The 14,898-nt window shown below is 62.2% G+C and carries 12 protein-coding genes; 7 read left to right on the forward strand and 5 right to left on the reverse strand.

The window, feature by feature from the left end:
• On the forward strand, window positions 1-1,209 hold a 1,209-nt coding region (locus ACTCHC_RS04755), incomplete at its 5' end, for a toprim domain-containing protein (RefSeq protein ID WP_463021324.1).
• A gap of 731 nt (window positions 1,210-1,940) precedes the next feature.
• Here ACTCHC_RS04755 and ACTCHC_RS04760 read toward each other — a convergent pair.
• Window positions 1,941-2,336, reverse strand: a complete 396-nt coding sequence (locus ACTCHC_RS04760; RefSeq protein WP_463021325.1) for a c-type cytochrome — start codon at window positions 2,334-2,336, stop codon at window positions 1,941-1,943.
• Between the two features lie 117 nt (window positions 2,337-2,453).
• Here ACTCHC_RS04760 and ACTCHC_RS04765 point away from each other — a divergent pair, with 117 nt between their 5' ends.
• Window positions 2,454-3,341 carry an NAD(P)-dependent oxidoreductase gene (locus ACTCHC_RS04765; protein ID WP_463021326.1) on the forward strand — a complete coding sequence of 296 codons (888 nt, stop codon included), beginning with the start codon at window positions 2,454-2,456 and terminating at the stop codon, window positions 3,339-3,341.
• 42 nt (window positions 3,342-3,383) lie between these two features.
• Window positions 3,384-3,839, forward strand: coding sequence for a DMT family transporter (locus tag ACTCHC_RS04770; protein ID WP_463021327.1), 456 nt, complete (start codon window positions 3,384-3,386; stop codon window positions 3,837-3,839).
• Between the two features lies 1 nt (window position 3,840).
• Here the strand turns inward: ACTCHC_RS04770 and ACTCHC_RS04775 are convergent, their stop codons facing one another.
• The 4 genes from ACTCHC_RS04775 to proS form a co-directional block, all read right to left on the reverse strand.
• Window positions 3,841-4,515 (reverse strand): ABC transporter ATP-binding protein, encoded by a 675-nt coding sequence (locus tag ACTCHC_RS04775; RefSeq protein WP_463021328.1) that lies wholly within the window; start codon window positions 4,513-4,515, stop codon window positions 3,841-3,843.
• Window positions 4,508-5,794: a lipoprotein-releasing ABC transporter permease subunit gene (locus ACTCHC_RS04780; RefSeq protein ID WP_463021329.1), complete on the reverse strand. Its 1,287-nt coding sequence runs from the start codon at window positions 5,792-5,794 to the stop codon at window positions 4,508-4,510. Before ACTCHC_RS04780 ends, ACTCHC_RS04775 begins: the two co-directional genes overlap by 8 nt.
• Before the next feature lie 72 nt (window positions 5,795-5,866).
• Window positions 5,867-7,072, reverse strand: a complete 1,206-nt coding sequence (locus ACTCHC_RS04785) for a PQQ-dependent sugar dehydrogenase (protein ID WP_463021330.1) — start codon at window positions 7,070-7,072, stop codon at window positions 5,867-5,869.
• Window positions 7,073-7,179: 107 nt separating this feature from the next.
• On the reverse strand, window positions 7,180-8,523 hold the full coding sequence (proS, locus tag ACTCHC_RS04790) for a proline--tRNA ligase (RefSeq protein ID WP_463021331.1): 1,344 nt from the start codon (window positions 8,521-8,523) through the stop codon (window positions 7,180-7,182).
• Window positions 8,524-8,871: 348 nt separating this feature from the next.
• Here proS and ACTCHC_RS04795 point away from each other — a divergent pair, with 348 nt between their 5' ends.
• The 4 genes from ACTCHC_RS04795 (at window position 8,872) to ACTCHC_RS04810 (ending at window position 14,878) form a co-directional block, all read left to right on the forward strand.
• On the forward strand, window positions 8,872-10,770 hold the full coding sequence (locus tag ACTCHC_RS04795) for a flavin-containing monooxygenase (RefSeq protein WP_463021332.1): 1,899 nt from the start codon (window positions 8,872-8,874) through the stop codon (window positions 10,768-10,770).
• Window positions 10,771-10,923: 153 nt separating this feature from the next.
• Window positions 10,924-11,994: an AI-2E family transporter gene (locus tag ACTCHC_RS04800; protein ID WP_463021333.1), complete on the forward strand. Its 1,071-nt coding sequence runs from the start codon at window positions 10,924-10,926 to the stop codon at window positions 11,992-11,994.
• Complete coding sequence (locus ACTCHC_RS04805; protein WP_463021334.1) at window positions 11,995-12,681, forward strand: P-loop NTPase family protein; 687 nt, start codon at window positions 11,995-11,997, stop codon at window positions 12,679-12,681. It abuts the gene before it with no gap.
• A 28-nt stretch (window positions 12,682-12,709) separates the two neighbouring features.
• On the forward strand, window positions 12,710-14,878 hold the full coding sequence (locus ACTCHC_RS04810) for an RNA degradosome polyphosphate kinase (protein WP_463021335.1): 2,169 nt from the start codon (window positions 12,710-12,712) through the stop codon (window positions 14,876-14,878).
• Window positions 14,879-14,898: the final 20 nt, after the last annotated feature.

The raw sequence follows: 14,898 nt of genomic DNA on the forward strand, positions 1-14,898 counted from the left end.
GATCGTCCCTTTGCCGGCACGGTCGAGTTCGGCGAGAAGTTCAATGTCCCCGGCAAGGTGGAATGGGCGATCAACTGGACGCCGTCGCGCGACGGGTTCATCCAATCCTATTGCAACACCGTCCCCACGCCAGAGGGCGGCACCCACGAGGCGGGCTTCTGGGCCGCCATCCTCAAGGGCATCCGCGCCTATGGCGAGCTGGTGAACAACCGCAAGGCCAAGGATATCACCCGCGAAGACCTGATCGCGGGCGGCTGCGCGCTGGTGTCCTGTTTCATCCGCGAGCCTGAATTCGTCGGCCAGACCAAGGACCGCCTGGCCACCGCCGAGGCCGCGCGTCTGGTCGAAGGCGCTGTGCGCGACCATTTCGACAACTGGCTGGCCGCCGATACCAAGGCGGCGGGTGCAATCCTCGATTTTCTGGTGCTGCGGGCCGAGGAACGCCTGCGCCGCCGCGCCGAAAAGGAAACCCAGCGCAAGACAGCGACGAAAAAGCTGCGCCTGCCGGGCAAGCTGGTCGATTGTTCGGCCACGTCCAAGGAAGGCACCGAACTGTTCATCGTCGAGGGCGACAGCGCCGGCGGATCGGCCAAGATGGCGCGCGACCGGCGCAATCAGGCGCTGCTGCCGCTGCGGGGCAAAGTGCTGAACGTGCTGGGGGCGGCCAGCGCCAAGATGGGCCAGAACGCCGAGATCAACGACCTGTGCCAGGCGCTGGGGGTCGGCATGGGAACACGGTTCAACATCGACGATCTGCGCTATGACAAGATCATCATCATGACCGATGCCGATGTCGACGGCGCCCATATCGCCGCCCTGCTGATGACGCTGTTCTTCACCCAGATGCGCCCGATGATCGACCGCGGGCATCTCTATCTGGCCTGCCCGCCGCTTTACCGGCTGACGCAGGGGGCCAAGCGGCTTTATGTGGCCGATGACGCGGAAAAAGAGCTGATGCTGGCCAAGGGGCTGGGCGGCAAGGGCAAGATCGACGTGCAGCGGTTCAAGGGCCTGGGCGAGATGGACGCCAAGGACCTGAAAGACACCACCATGAACCCCGAAACCCGCAAGCTGATCCGCGTATCAATCGACGAGGACGAACCCGGAGAGACCGCCGACCTGATCGAACGGCTGATGGGCAAGCGGCCCGAAATGCGGTTCCAGTATATCAGCGAGAACGCGCGGTTCGTGGAGGAGCTGGATGTGTGACACCACATATATTGACATCGAGCGCGACTCACACTAAATATGTGGCACCTCCTTTGTGGGGGCAGAAAGGAGTGTTCATAATGGACGCTTTTATATCTGCTCCTAACTTGAGGCGGTAAATGTTGTGATTTGCCGGAGCGCCGATACGGTGTTTTGGATAAGAAACAAAGCGTTGCCTTGAAGCACAACCTTTGAGGTTCAGTAAAATCGGCGCAGTTGCCCTGTTGGCCCCGGATCAATCCGGGATACCCTGATGAGGCGATTTTGGTTTCGCCAGCCCGCTGGATAAGTTTCGAGGCGTCTCGTCTTGGCGCTCTCGGGGGATTGCAAGGCCTCGGCATCGCCGAGCACTCCTTGCAGAACCTCGACTAAGAGAGGCGAGACGCCATTCCATCTTATTTACATCGCTGCGGAAAACCTATGTTGCCGTTTTCGTAACTGCCCTATGGTCACGCGAGGCTGATGCGCAAACTGGTGATCTGTTCGGCCCCGCCTTACCCCCCATCTGTTCCGCTCAATGCGTTAACAAGGGAACCTTGCCAAATCTCTGATTTGGCAGCACCCGAACCGGCCCCGTTGTGCCCAAGGCACGTCTGCGGCGTGAGGCGGGCACTTCTCGCCCCCCTTGGTTCGGGCGTGGTAATTTCTTGATGGCGGTCGCCTGCGCGCAATCAGACCGGGTAAAGGCTCCCTGATCTTCGCCTTTCGGTCCTCTGGGCCAATCCCGCCCCCTACCTTTGAACACTCTCCAGATAGGCCGCCAGTTCCACCAGCGCCCGCGGGGTGGGCGTCATCGCGCCGTTTTCATATTCCACCAGCACCGTATCGCCCTGCAACAGCGGCCCGAATTCCGGCATCTTGCTGCCGTGCTGATCGGCGCGGGTATACCCATCGATCACAGACATGACCTGCGTGGTTGGAAATGACCCGCCATTGCGGGCCGATATCAGGGTCAGGTCCGGGGCGCTGAGGCCCAGCCCGGTGGCCAGCGGCCCGCCGCCACGTGCATCGGCGCCATGGCAGCCCGCGCAATAATCGTTGAAATTCGCGCGCCCCGCCTGCACCTGCGGCATGCACCCCGCCAGCAGCCCCAGCATGCCCAAACCCGCAACACCCATCACCCGCATTTTCGGCCCTTTCCGTTTTGGCCAGAGTTGCACAGGCCCCCGCCCGGTGCAATCGTCTGAACGGGCTTCCCCCTACGGGAAGCTGCGCATATGCTGCCGCCAACAAGGGAGGACAACATGACAAGCATCGGATTCATCGGGCTGGGCGATATCGGCTGGCCCATCGCCGAACGCAGCTTGCTGGCGGGGCACGCACTGCATGTCTGGGGGCGCAGCCGTGATCGGTCGCAACACGCGCTGGATGCAGGCGCTGTGTGGGCCGACAGCCCGCGCGCCCTGGCCGAAACATGCGATATCGTGGCGCTGTGCGTCTTCGACACCGATGCGGTTGAACAGGTCGTGTTCGGCGAAAACGGTGTGGCCAGCGCCGCCAGCCCGCGCGCGCGGGTTCTGATCGACCACACCACCGCCGATCCGCTGCGCAGCCGCGACATGGCCGATCGGCTGCGCGCGGCCAATGGCATGGGCTGGGTCGATGCGCCGGTTTCTGGCGGGCCGGTGGGCGCGCGGGCCGGCACGCTGGCGGTGATGGTGGGCGGCGCAGATGCGGATGTGGAATTCGCGCGCACCGAGATGCAGAATATCGCCAGCAACATCACGCATCTGGGGGCGGTCGGATCGGGCCAGGCCACCAAGCTGTGCAACCAGATCATCATCAGCAGCGCGATGTGCGGCATTGCCGAGGCGCTGGACATGGCGTCGCGCTTCGGGCTGGACACCACGCGGCTGTCTGATGCCTTCTCGGGCGGGTGGGCCGATTCCGCGCTGTTGCGCCATTATCTGCCTCGCATGGCATCGGGGAAGTTGCAGGGCCATACCCGCACCCTGATCAAGGACCTGACCCTGGCGCGCAAAACCGGCAAGGGCGTGGGGGCGCAGATGATGTTCACCGAACGCCTGCTGGCCGATTATGGGCGGGTCATTGACGCCGGGCATCTGGAAACCGGTATCGGCGGCATCATCCATCTGCTGGCCGAACCGCCCCTGCCCGGCCATGAAGACTGACGCGACGCGTTACCAAAAACCTTTGGAAAAATCGAGGCCATGATGATCCCTACCACTGATCTGTTGCGCTATGGCGCGATCATGCTGTCAGCCGGTATCGGTGTTCCGGTTCTGGCCGCGCTGAATGCCCAGCTTGGAGTCCGGCTGGGCAGCGCGCCCGCCGGTGCGGTCTGCATGATGTTCGTGGCGTTCCTGTGCGCGGCGGTTGTCGTGGCGCTCAGCGGGGAAACGCGGGCCATTCCGGGCGTGCTGCATGTGCCCAAATACCTGTTTCTGGCCGGCGGGCTGATGGCCTATTACATCCTGACCATCACCTATATCGCACCGCGGTTCGGCGTGGGGAATGCGGTGTTTTTCGTGCTGCTGGGGCAGTTGGTCAGCGCCGGCGTGATCGACCATTTCGGCCTGATGGGATCAAAACCCGATCCGATAAGCCTGACCCGCGTGGCGGGTATCGCGCTGATGGCGGCAGGGGTGATGCTGACCCAGTTGCGCTAGGTCAGACCACGCGGCCGGCCTGCAGCCGCACTATACGGTCCATCCGCGCGGCCAATGCCATGTTATGCGTGGCAATCAGCGCCGACAGGCCGGTATCGCGCACCAGCCCCATCAGCGTTTCAAACACCGTGTCGGATGTGGCCGGGTCCAGGTTGCCGGTGGGTTCATCCGCCAGCAACAGTGCCGGCCCATTGGCCAGTGCCCGGCAGAAGGCCACGCGCTGTTGTTCACCACCAGACAATTCGGCGGGCCGGTGATCGGCGCGGGCGGCCACGCCGACGCGGCCCAGCAGATCGCGCGCGCGTGTTTGGGCGGCGGTGCGCGCAATGCCGTTGGCCAGTTGCGGCAGCACGATGTTTTCCAGCGCGGTGAATTCGGGCAGAAGGTGGTGAAACTGATAGATGAACCCGACCTGTCCGCGCCGGATCGCGGTGCGCTTGCGGTCAGACAGCGCGGTGACATCCTGCCCGACGATGCTGACGCGCCCGCTGTCGGGGGTGTCCAGCAGCCCCGCGATATGCAGCAGCGTGGATTTGCCCGCCCCCGAAGGCGCAACCAGGGCCACAACCTCGCCACGGCCCACGGTCAGGCTGGCGCCCTGCAATACCGAAACCTGTGCCGGCTTGCCCCTGTTATAAATCTTTTCGATGTTTTCCAGCCGCAACACGTCATTCATAGCGCAGTGCCTCGACCGGGTTCATCCGCGCGGCGCGCCGGGCGGGAAAAATGGTGACGATAAAGGACAGCCCCAGCGACAGTATCACCGCCGATGCAACATCGTTCCACTGCAATTTGGCGGGCAGCGCATAGATGCCGCGGATCGACGGATCCCAGACCCCGCCGCCCGACAGGTAATTCACCGCCGAAAAGATCGTGTCGATATAGATCGTGAACAGCACGCCCAGAACCACCCCCGCGATCGTGCCGATCATGCCCACCGACGCGCCGCAGATGAAAAAGATCCGCAGCACCGATCCCTCGCTCAGCCCCATGGTGCGCAGGATACCGATATCGCGGCCCTTGTTCTTGACCAGCATGATCAGGCCGGAAACGATATTCATCGCCGCGATCAGCACCAGGATCGACAGGATCACGAACATCACATTGTCCTCGACCGTCAGCGCGCGCAGGAATGCGCCCGAGGCATCCTTCCAGGTCCAGACCAGAGACCGGTCGCCGCCCGCCCGCATCAGGTCGGGCACCATCGCGTCGATGGCATCGGGATCGTTCACCATGACCTCCAGCTCGTCGGCCACGCCTTCGCGGTTGAAATAGCTCTGGGCTTCGGCAAAGGGCATATAGACGCGGGTGCGGTCGATGTCATAGCGCCCGGCGGTGAAGATATAGACCACCGTATAGGCATTCACCCGCGGGCTGGTGCCAAAGGCGGTTTTGACCCCCTCGGCCGATATCAGCCGGATACGGTCCCCGACCCCGACACCCAGTGTCTGGGCCACGCCCGACCCGATGGCAATACCTTCATTGAAATCGGCGATACTGCCCTGGCTGGCTTCGGGATGGGCGATGCGCGGAATGTTCTGCAGATCGGCCTGCGTGATTCCGAACACCTCTACCCCGGCGTTGCGGCCATTGGCGGCGGTCATCACCTGCCCTTTGACCAGCGGCGCGACCGTGATCACGCCGGGCACCTGTGCCACCCGCGCTGCCATGCCCTGATAATCGGCGATCGTCCGCACCGTCTGACCCGTCTGCGAAACATAGGGCCCCGAATAGACCGTGGCATGGGCATTCGCGCCTAGAATCGTGTCAACGAATTCCGCGCGAAAGCCCGCGCGCACCGACAGGGTGGCGATCAGGGCGAAAACGGCCAGCGTGATGCCGATCAGCGAAATCCACGTCATGACGCTGACCCCGCCTTCGGCGCGGCGCGCCCGCAGGTATCGCCAGGCGATCATCCATTCAAAAGCGGCGAAGGGGGCGGGGCTGCCTGCCATGTTCAAGGTCTTATCCGTTGGCTCTGTTCGGCGCGGACCTTGGTGCGGATCGCGCACGCCGTCAAGTCGCGCTCAGCCGCCGCTTTCCGGGGTCAGGCGCAGCACCGCGCCATCATCGGCGTCGATCAGCGCCAAAAGCGCGCCATCCGGGGCGACCGCCAGGTCACGGACCCGCCCCTTGCCGACGCGAAACCGTTCTTCGCCGGTGATCCGGTCGCCGTCCAGTTTCAGCCGCACAACCCCGCCGGGATTCAACGAGGCGATCAGGATGTCGCCCTGCCAATCCGCAAACATCGCGCCGTCATAGAATAGGAAATTCCCGGGCGCGATCACCGGATCCCAGTAATAGCGCGGCTCGGTAAACTCTGGCGCGCGCGGCGCGCCTGATCCGACCGGCGAGCCGCTGTAATTCTCGCCATAGCTGACCACCGGCCAGCCGTAATTCGCGCCCTTCTGGATCAGGTTCAACTCGTCACCGCCCTTGGGGCCGTGCTCCAGTGCCCAAAGCCGCCCGTCGGGGCCCATTGCCGCGCCCTGCACATTGCGGTGGCCCAGCGTCCAGATCGCGCCCAGCGCGCCAGGCTGTTCGGCAAAGGGATTGTCGGCGGGAATGCCGCCATCGCGCGTCAGGCGCACGACCTTGCCATAGGTCTTGTCAAGATCCTGCGCATAGACACGCTCGGACGGCGCGAAATGCTCGCCCGTGGTGATGTAAAGATGATCGCCGTCGATCACGATGCGCGATCCGTAATGCTGCGACCGGCGCGAGGCGGGCGTCTGGACGAAAATCTCGGTCACGTCCTGCAGGCTGGTGCCGTCCGGCGACAGGCGGGCACGCGCGGCGGCCGTGGCCGAACCGCCCGCGACGGGCTTGGCATAGGTCAGATAGAGACCCCTGTCCTGCGCGAAACCGGGCGACAGAGCCACATCCAGCAGCCCGCCCTGCCCTTCGGCATGAACCTGCGGCACGCCCTTTATGGGCGCGCCGACGGTTCCATCGGGGGCAATCAGCCGCAGCCGCCCGGCGCGTTCGGTCACCAGCAACGCGCCATCCGGCATCACCTCGATCCCCCAGGGATGGTCAAGACCGGTGGCGATGGTTTCGGCCTGCAATTCCACGCCGCTCTGCAGCTTGGGCGCGCGGGTCTGGCCGTCAAAGGCGGGCTGAAAGTCCGGCACATTGGCGCGGCCGTAATCCCAGTTTTCGGCGCGGGCGATCCCGGCGGGTATCAGCAGCGGCGCGGCCAGCATCAGGGCGAATACGGAAAGCGGGCGCATCGGTCTTCTCCTTGGTCATGATGACATACCAAGCTAGGCCGATATCGCGCCCCGTCGAACCCGAACCGGGGTCGGGTCAGTCACATCCGCGTCAGTATTGTGCAGGATCACCCCTGCGTCTGCGCATAGATCTCTGCCAGCCGCGCCACGGCGGCCTCTGGCGTCATTTCGACGCTTTCGCCGGTGCGCCGGCTGGTCAGTTCGACCACGCCCGTTTTCAGCCCGCGCGGCCCGACGGTGATGCGCCAGGGCAGACCGATCAGGTCCATCGTGGCGAATTTGCCCCCGGCGCGTTCTTCGCGATCATCGTAAAGCGGCTCCAGCCCCTTGGCCACCAGCGCGGAATAAAGCATATCGCAGGCCGCATCCGCCTGATCGTCGCCCTGTTTGAGGTTGACGATGCCGACATGGAACGGCGTGACACCTTCGGGCCAGATGATGCCGCGTTCGTCATGATTGGCCTCGATGATCGCGCCCAGCAGGCGGGACACGCCGATGCCGTGGCTGCCCATGTGAACAGGCGTTCTGGTGCCATCAGGACCGACGACGCTCGCCCCCATCGGATCGGAATATTTGGTGCCGAAATAGAAGATTTGCCCAACCTCGATGCCGCGTGCAGACCGGCGACGGTCCTGGGGCACCTGCGCGAAGACCGTTTCGTCATGGGTTTCATCGGTGCGGGCATAAAGAGCGGTGAATTCTTCCATCACGCCCCGGCACTGGGCCACATCGTCATAGTCGATGTCGCGCGCGCCCAGCCGGATATCGGTGACGGCGCTGTCATAGAAAACCTCGGATTCGCCGGTTTCCGCCAGCACCAGAAACTCATGCGTATCGTCGCCGCCAATGGGGCCGCTATCGGCGCGCATCGGGATCGCCTGCAACCCCATGCGTTCATAGCTGCGGATATAGCTGACCAGATGCCGGTTATAGGCATGCAGCGCGTCCTCTTTGGTCAGGTCGAAATTATAGCCGTCCTTCATCAGAAACTCGCGGCCCCGCATCACGCCGAAGCGGGGGCGGACTTCGTCCCGGAATTTCCACTGGATGTGATACAGCGTCAGCGGCAAGTCCTTGTAACTGTTCACATGGGCGCGGAAAATATCGGTGATCAGCTCTTCATTGGTGGGACCATACAGCATGTCGCGGCCATGCCGGTCCTTGATGCGCAGCATCTCGTCGCCATAATCGTCATAGCGCCCGCTTTCGCGCCACAGATCGGCCGATTGCAGCGTGGGCATCAGCATCGGGATATGGCCCGCGCGCTGCTGTTCCTCATGCACGATCTGTTCGATGCGTTTGAGCACCTTGAAGCCCAGCGGCAGCCAGGAATAGATGCCCGCCGCCGCCTGCTTGATCATGCCCGCGCGCAGCATCAGCCGGTGGCTGGCGATCGAGGCTTCGGACGGGTCTTCTTTCAGGACAGGCAGGAAATAGCGGGACAGACGCATTTGGCGCTCCGAAACTGGCGTTTGCCTTCGTCTATGCCATCGCCCACGGCCAGACAAGCGCACAAAGGGCCAGTCTGCAGCGTCATACAATCCAGGCGCGGTCGCGACAGAATTTGCAGGACTGCCCGCCGCCTGACGTCAGGTCGGGATTGAAGAACAGCGCGGCCCAGCCGCTGCATCAGCTGGAAACCGGTGTCTTCCCCGCCAAACCCATGAGGAACAAAACAGGGGGCGATTTTTTGTCGCGGGGGCTTGGCGCCTTTAGAAATTGCATTTCAGCTGCATTCGTTCTACCGAACACGTCATTGTGAATTTTTATGCCTGAGATGAGTCCGGGAGGAACCGAACATGGGTATTCAAGAAAAACTGGCCAATCGGAAATACCGTCTGCCCACGAATGACGAACTGGGCTTTGACCCTGACGCCCTGCGCGAAAAATATGCCTATGAGCGCGACAAGCGCCTGCGCAAGGACGGCAACCAGCAATTCGTGCAGATCGACCCGAAAACCGATTTCAAGCACTATCTGGATGACCCCTATATCAGCGAACGGCTGGAGCGTGATCCGATCGTCCGTGACGTGAACGTGATGATCATCGGCGCCGGTTTCGGCGGCATGCTGACGGCGGCCAAACTGCGCAATGCCGGGGTCGAAGACGTAAAGATCCTGGAAAAAGGCGGCGATTTCGGCGGAACATGGTATTGGAACCGCTATCCCGGCGTGCAATGCGACATCGAGGCCTATGTCTATCTGCCCCTGCTGGAAGAGGTCGGCTATATGCCGAAGGACCGCTACAGCTATGGCCCCGAGATTTTCGCCTATTGCCAGAAATTCGCCCGGCATTTCGACCTTTACAAGGATGCCTATTTCCAGACCGGCGTCGAGACCATCCGCTGGAACGAAGATCGCAAACGCTGGATCATCACGACCGATCGCGGCGATGAATTTGCCGCGCGTTACGTTGATGTGTCGGCGGGCCCGCTGGGCCGTCCGAAACTGCCGGGCATCCCCGGCATCGACACGTTCAAGGGCCACACCTTCCATACCAGCCGTTGGGATTACGGCTATACCGGCGGCCATCCCGAGATGAAGATGGACAACCCCGACGACCTGATGGACAAGCTGAAAGACAAGCGCGTCGCCATCGTCGGCACCGGCGCCACGGCCATTCAGGCGGTTCCGCATCTGGGACGTTCGGCCAAGAAACTATATGTGTTCCAGCGCACGCCCACATCGGTCGATTTCCGCGATAACGCCAAAACCGATGAAGACTGGGTGAAATCGCTGAAACCCGGCTGGCAGCAGGAACGCATGTTCAATTTCGAACAGGTTACATCGGGCATCATCGTCGAACATGACATGGTCAACGACAACCTGACCCGCGTAGCGATCGAAGACCTGAAGAAGTTCCTGAAACGGATCGACCTGAAGGTGCCGTTCGGCGAACTGGAACCGGCGGAAAAATGGGAAATCGCCGAATATGCCGATTTCCTGACCATGGAAAAAATCCGCAGCCTGACCGACGAATACGTCAAGGACAAGGAAACCGCCGACAAGCTGAAAGCCTGGTATCGCCAGCGCTGCAAGCGGCCCGGTTTCAACGATCACTATCTTGAAACCTTCAACCTGCCCGGCGTTGAACTGGTCGATACCGAAGGCCATGGCCCGACCAAATTCACCGAGAATTCGATCTGGTGCGGCGACAAGGAATACGAGGTCGATTGCGTGATCTTCGCAACCGGTTTCAACACCGAAGCCAACTATGCCAAGCGTGAAGGCTATGTGATCGAGGGCCGCGATGGTCTGTCGCTGGTCGACAAGTGGAAAGACCGTCCGCGCACGCTGTACGGCCTGCAGACCCGTCACTTCCCCAACATGTTCACCATGGGGCTGATTCAGGGCGGCTATGCGTTCAACTTTACCTATATGCTGGAAGAACAGGCCAAGCATATCGCCTATGTGATATCCACCGCGATCAAGGAAGACGTGCCGGTGCTTGAGGTTTCGCAAGAGGCCGAAGAAGCCTGGTGCGCGGCAATGGATCAGGCCGAGGTTGACTTCCCCGGTCGGACCGCGTTGTTTTCGACCTGCACGCCTGGTTATTACAACGCGGAAGGCACCGCCAAGAAGGGCGGCTATACCGGGTTCCTTTCGGGTGTTTATGCCGCCGGGGCGATCAAGTTCTATGACCTGATCGCGAAATGGCGCGACGAAGGCACCATGCAGGGTCTTATCAAGGAAAAATAAGCTCCATCCATCTCTCCTCCGGCCATCCGACAGGGTGGCCGGGGGGCAGGTTCGGCCCGGCCATGCGCCCGAACCGGCAAACAAACTCACCACAACACTTGCAACCCGCAACGGCCTGATCCAAGACTGATCCGATACAGATTGGAGAGGCATATGGCCCTGCCCGTTCAGCAACAGGCCCGATACTGGGGCATCGCCGCGGCGGTATTCTTTGTCGTATTGTGGTTCCTGGGCGATGTGATGCTGCCGTTTGTGCTGGGGGCGGCCATCGCGTATTTTCTGGATCCGGTCGCCGACAGGCTGCAACGCTGGGGCCTGTCGCGGGTTCTGGCCACCACGATCATCATGTTGTCCACGGCGCTGATCTTTATCGTGGCCATGCTGGTCATCATCCCGCTTTTCGTCGAACAGACATCCGCGCTGGTGCAGATGACGCCAAAACTGTTCGGCCAATTGCAGGAATTCCTGACGCAGCGCTTTCCCTCGATGATCGAGCCGGAATCGATCCTGCGCCGGTCGCTGCAATCGCTGGGCGAAACGATTCAGGCCCGCGGCGGCGAAGTTCTCAATACGGTGCTGTCCTCGGCCATGAGCGTGCTGAACATCGTGATGCTGTTGTTCATCGTGCCGGTCGTCGCCTTTTACCTGTTGCTGGACTGGGACAGGATGGTGGCCAAGATCGACGGCTATCTGCCGCGCGACCATGCGCCGGTGATCCGCCGCCTGGCGGGCCAGATCGACCACACGCTGTCCTCCTTCATCCGGGGCCAGGGCACGGTCTGCCTGATCATGGCCACCTTCTATGCGATCACGCTGATGCTGGTGGGGCTGCAATTCGGGCTGGTGGTGGGTTTGCTGTCGGGTCTGCTGGCCTTCATTCCCTATGTCAGCTCGATCACAGGCGGGGTTCTGGCCATCGGGCTGGCGGTGTTTCAGTTCTGGGGCGACTGGGTGATGATCGGGCTGGTGGCGGTCATCTATATCGGCGGCCAGATACTGGAAGGCAATTTCATCACGCCCAAGCTGGTCGGCAGCAGTGTCGGGCTGCATCCGGTCTGGATTCTGCTGGCGCTGGCGGGCTTTGGCAGCATTTTCGGCTTTGTCGGATTACTGGTCGCCGTGCCAGTGGCGGCGGTTCTGGGCGTGCTGATCCGGTTCGCGGCGGATCAGTATACGGACAGTCGCCTGTATACCGGCCGGTCGGTGACCGGGGAAGACGACTGAATGGCCCAACAGCTGACGTTCGATCTGCCTGTGCGCGTGGCGCGGGGTCGCGCGGATTTCTTCGTTTCCCCGGCGAATGCGCTGGCGGTGGCGCAGATCGACGACTGGCGGGAATGGCCGCAACAAAAGTTGCTGCTGGTAGGGCCAGCGGGGTCAGGCAAGACACATCTGGCGCATGTCTGGGCCGACGTCGCCGGTGCGCGGCTGGTCGCCGCCCCTGATCTGACGGCGGCAGATGTGCCCGCGCTGGCGGCCGGCGGTGTCGTGGCCGTGGAAGATGTCGAGCGGATCGCGGGCGATGACGCGGCACAGGTCAACCTGTTTCATCTGCACAACCTTCTGTTGGCCGAAGGCGGGCACCTTTTGTTGACCGCGCGCCAGCCCCCGCGCGACTGGGGCCTGGCCCTGCCCGACCTGATCAGCCGGATGCAGGCCACCACCACCGCCACGCTGAACGCCCCCGATGACGCGCTGCTGTCGGCGGTGCTGGTCAAGCTGTTCGCCGATCGTCAGCTTCAGGTGCCGCCGCGGCTGATCCCCTATCTGGTGGCGCGCATGGATCGGTCGCTGGCGGCGGCGCAGGGGCTGGTCGCCCTGCTGGATGCCCGCGCGCTGGCCGAGGGGCGAAAGATCTCTGAACGCCTGGCCGCGCAGGTGCTGGACAATGACCGCGGGAACGGGCGATAACCGGGTTTGCATCGGAACCAGAACAGCCATGACACCTGCCGATTTCCTGAACGCCCCCCTGCCCGAACCGGTGGAAATTCCTGAAACCCACAGGGTCGGGCCAAAGCGGTTCTGCAATCGAGAGCTAAGCTGGCTGGGCTTCAACTGGCGTGTGCTGGACGAGGCGCGCAATCCCCGCGTGCCCCTGCTGGAACGGTTGCGGTTTCTGTCCATATCGGCCACCAACCTGGACGAATTCTATACCGTGCGCGTGGCCGGCCTGCGCGAACTGGCCAAAGAAGGCAACACGACCCCGGCCGCCGACGGGCTGACACCGGCCGAACAGCTGGTGCTGATCGACCGCGACGCGCGCCGCCTGCTGCAATCGCAACAGACGGTCTGGAAGCGTCTCAAGCGAGAGATGGTCGAACAGGGCATTCATATCCTGACGCCGTCGCGGCTGAACAAGCGCGACAAGGCGCATCTGGAACAGCATTTCCTGAACAAGGTGTTCCCGGTGCTGTCGCCGCTGGCGATCGACCCGGCACATCCCTTCCCCTTCATTCCCAATACGGGGTTCTGCCTAGCGCTTCAGCTGGAGCGCGACAGCGACGGCCATCGGCTGCAGGCGCTTTTGCCGATCCCCCAACAGATCAACCGCTTTGTGCATCTGCCCGCCAAGGGGCGCGATTGCCGCGTTTTCCCGCTGGAGAACCTGTTGCTGATCCATCTGGGCGCCTTGTTTCCCGGTTATTCCCTGAGCGGCCATTGTGCGTTCCGCGTTCTGCGCGATTCCGATCTGGAGCTAGAGGACGAGGCCGAAGACCTGGTGCGTGAATTCGAAACCGCGCTCAAACGCCGCCGCCGCGGGGAAGTCGTGCGCATGAAACTGTCGGCCGGGGCGCCCGAAGACCTGCGCCGCGTGATCATGGACGAATTGCACATCACCGAAACCGAGGTGATCGAGGTGCGCGGCCTGATCGGCGTTTCGGATCTGAAGGAACTGGTGCTCGACAGCCGCCCCGATCTGCTGTGGCCCAGCTTCACCCCGCGCGTGCCCGAACGGGTGCAGGATCATGAGGGCGACATGTTCGCGGCGATCCGTCAAAAGGACATGCTGCTGCATCATCCCTATGAAACCTTCGACATGGTGGTGCGCTTTCTGCATCAGGCTGCCAATGATCCCGATGTGGTCGCCATCAAGCAGACGCTATATCGCACTTCGCGCGACAGCCCGATCGTGGCCGCGCTGTGCGAAGCCGCCGAAGATGGCAAATCGGTCACGGCACTGGTCGAATTGAAGGCCCGCTTTGACGAGGCGGCGAATATCCAGCAATCGCGCAGGCTGGAACGGGCGGGCGCGCATGTCGTTTACGGATTCATCAATTACAAGACCCACGCCAAGATCAGCGTCGTGGTGCGCCGCGAAGGTGACCGGCTTGTGACCTATACCCATTTCGGCACCGGCAATTACCATCCGATCACCGCGCGCATCTATACTGATCTGTCGTTGTTCACCTGCGATGCGGCGCTGGGGCGCGATGCGACCAAGGTGTTCAACTATGTCGGCGGTTATGCCGAGCCCGAAGGGCTGGAAAACCTGGCCATTGCACCACTTTCGCTGAAATCCACCCTTCTGGAGCGCATCAATGCCGAGGCCGATTTCGCCCGCGCCGGAAAGCCCGCGGAAATCTGGGCCAAGGTCAATTCGCTGATCGAACCCGATGTGATCGACGCGTTGTATGCCGCCAGCCAGGCCGGGGTCAGGATCTATCTGGTGGTGCGCGGCATCTGCGGATTACGGCCCGGCATCAAGGGGTTGAGCGAGAACATACGGGTCAAATCCATCGTTGGCCGGTTTCTGGAACATTCGCGCATCGCCTGTTTCGGCAATGGCCACGGGTTGCCGTCGAAAAAGGCGCGCGTCTATATCTCGTCGGCTGACTGGATGGGGCGCAATCTCAACCGGCGAATAGAGACGCTGGTGGAAATCAGGAACGATACCGTCAAGGCGCAGATCGTCGATCAGATCATGGCCGCCAACCTGGCCGACACGGCCCAAAGCTGGGTGATGAACCCCGATACCAGCTTTACCCGCTATCCGGCGGGGGCGGATGCGTTCAATTGCCATAGGTTTTTCATGGAAAACCCTTCCCTGTCAGGGCGCGGAACCGCCGGGGCCAGTGACGTGCCCAAACTGGCCCATTCGAAAGATTGACGGGCAAGACTATATGTTGG

It is taken from the genome of Actibacterium sp., from assembly GCF_055134745.1.